Here is a 3,119-nt window from a genome sequence, read left to right on the forward strand (position 1 = left end):
GGCGGCCGCGTCGAAGAATCAACCGCGTATCGAGTGGTTAAGAAGAAAAGGGCGCACGGTGGATGCCTTGGCACTAGGAGCCGAAGAAGGACGCGACGAACGGCGAAACGCTCCGGGGAGCTGTACGTAAGCTACGATCCGGAGATGTCCGAATGGGGGAACCCGCCTTCCGTCATGGGAAGGCGTCCGGCCGCTGAACACATAGGCGCCGGACGGTAGACCCGGGGAACTGAAACATCTCAGTACCCGGAGGAAGAGAAAGCAAACGCGATTTCCCGAGTAGCGGCGAGCGAAACGGAATCAGCCCAAACCGGGATGCTTGCATCCCGGGGTTGTAGGACCCCCGCACGGCAGGCGGGGAGGATAGGCGAAGCGGCCTGGAAAGGCCCGCCAGAGACGGTAACAGCCCGGTAGCCGACATCCTCCCCCCGCCGGGGGTATCCTGAGTACGACGGGACACGAGAAATCCCGTCGGAAGCTGGGAGGACCATCTCCCAAGGCTAAATACTCCCTAGTGACCGATAGTGAACCAGTACCGTGAGGGAAAGGTGAAAAGCACCCCGGAAGGGGAGTGAAACAGATCCTGAAACCGTGTGCCTACAAGAAGTCGGAGCCCGTTAAGGGGTGACGGCGTGCCTTTTGTAGAATGAACCGGCGAGTTACGCTCGTCTGCAAGGTTAAGCCGCAAAGGCGGAGCCGCAGCGAAAGCGAGTCTGAAGAGGGCGATGCAGTAGGCGGGCGTAGACCCGAAACCAGGTGATCTACCCATGACCAGGGTGAAGGCCAGGTAACACTGGCTGGAGGCCCGAACCCACGCAAGTTGAAAATTGCGGGGATGAGTCGTGGGTAGCGGTGAAATGCCAATCGAACCTGGAGATAGCTGGTTCTCCCCGAAATAGCTTTAGGGCTAGCCTCGGGTATGAGAGTCCTGGAGGTAGAGCACTGATTGGACGAGGGGTCCTTCCCGGATTACCGAATTCAGTCAAACTCCGAATGCCAGCGACTTGCTGCCCGGGAGTCAGACGGCGAGTGCTAAGATCCGTCGTCGAGAGGGAAACAGCCCAGACCACCGGCTAAGGTCCCTAAGTCTGCGTTAAGTGGAAAAGGATGTGGAGTTGCTTAGACAACTAGGATGTTGGCTTAGAAGCAGCCATCATTGAAAGAGTGCGTAATAGCTCACTAGTCGAGTGACTCTGCGCCGACAATGTACCGGGGCTAAACGCAGCACCGAAGCCGTGGACTCTCCCGCATGGGAGAGATGGTAGGGGAGCGTTCCAGGGGCACAGAAGCCGGACCGTGAGGACCGGTGGAGCGCCTGGAAGTGAGAATGCCGGTATGAGTAGCGAAAAGAAGGGTGAGAATCCCTTCCGTCGAAAACCCAAGGTTTCCTGAGGAAGGCTCGTCCGCTCAGGGTTAGTCGGGTCCTAAGCCGAGGCCGAAAGGCGTAGGCGATGGAAAACAGGTTGATATTCCTGTACCACCTCCGTTCCATTTGAGTGATGGGGGGACGCAGGCAGGCACGGCCGCGCGCTGCTGGACATGCGCGTTGAAGCTGGCAAGGCCGGGGGAGCGGCAAATCCCTCCCCCATACGGCCAAGCGGTGACCAGGAGGGCCCTACGGGGCCCGAAGGGCCGGCACCTACCCTGCCAAGAAAAGCCTCTAGCGAGGAACGTGGTGCCCGTACCGTAAACCGACACAGGTAGGTGGGATGAGTATTCTAAGACGCGCGGGAAAACTCTCGTTAAGGAACTCGGCAAAAGGACCCCGTAACTTCGGGAGAAGGGGTGCTCCCCGGGGTGAATAGCCCCAGGGAGCCGCAGTGAAAGGGCCCAAGCGACTGTTTATCAAAAACACAGGTCTCTGCGAAGCCGTAAGGCGAAGTATAGGGGCTGACACCTGCCCGGTGCTGGAAGGTTAAGAGGAGGCGTTATCCCCCTTCGGGGGGAGAAGCGCCGAATTGAAGCCCCAGTAAACGGCGGCCGTAACTATAACGGTCCTAAGGTAGCGAAATTCCTTGTCGGGTAAGTTCCGACCCGCACGAAAGGTGCAACGACTTGGGCACTGTCTCAACGAGAGACCCGGTGAAATTATAATACCTGTGAAGATGCAGGTTCCCCGCGACAGGACGGAAAGACCCCATGGAGCTTTACTGTAGCTTGACATTGGATGTGGGTACCACTTGTACAGGATAGGTAGGAGCCATCGAATCCGGACCGCCAGGTTCGGAGGAGGCGCTGGTGGGATACTACCCTGGTGGTATCGACATTCTAACCGCAGGCCGTGATCCGGCCTCGGGACCGTGTCAGGTGGGCAGTTTGACTGGGGCGGTCGCCTCCCAAACAGTAACGGAGGCGCCCAATGGTTCCCTCAGAATGGTCGGACATCATTCGCAGAGTGCAAAGGCACAAGGGAGCTTGACTGCGAGACTTACAAGTCGAGCAGGGACGAAAGTCGGGCTTAGTGATCCGGCGGCACCGCATGGAAGGGCCGTCGCTCAACGGATAAAAGCTACCCTGGGGATAACAGGCTAATCTCTCCCAAGAGTTCACATCGACGGGGAGGTTTGGCACCTCGATGTCGGCTCATCGCATCCTGGGGCTGAAGTAGGTCCCAAGGGTTGGGCTGTTCGCCCATTAAAGCGGTACGCGAGCTGGGTTCAGAACGTCGTGAGACAGTTCGGTCCCTATCCGTCGCGGGCGCAGGAAAGGTGAAAGGAGCTGTCCTTAGTACGAGAGGACCGGGATGGACACACCGCTGGTGTACCAGTTGTTCCGCCAGGAGCACTGCTGGGTAGCTACGTGTGGACGGGATAAGTGCTGAAAGCATCTAAGCATGAAGCCCCCCTTAAGATGACCTTTCCCCTCTACGGAGATAAGACCCCTTGGAGATGACGAGGTAGATAGGTCCGGCGTGGACGCATGGCGACATGTGCAGCGGACGGATACTAATCGGTCGAAGTCTTATCCACGCACAGCACGATACGCGGCGGTGGCTGCGGTCTCGGTATTTGGTTGTCAGGGCCCGACGGGCCAGTCCGGTGGCAACAGCGAAGAGGATCCACCCGTTCCCATGCCGAACACGGAAGTTAAGCTCTTCAGCGTTGATGATAGCCGGGGGT

The 3,119-nt window shown here is 58.4% G+C and carries 2 rRNA genes; both read left to right on the forward strand.

Features of this window, described 5'->3' with window-relative positions:
- The first annotated feature begins 35 nt into the window (after window positions 1-35).
- Window positions 36-2,969 (forward strand): 23S ribosomal RNA (locus tag ACTRXG_RS16730).
- Window positions 2,970-3,034: 65 nt separating this feature from the next.
- Window positions 3,035-3,119, forward strand: a 5S ribosomal RNA gene (rrf, locus tag ACTRXG_RS16735); the annotation flags it as partial.

It is taken from the genome of Marinococcus sp. LNSP9103-4, assembly GCF_056034345.1.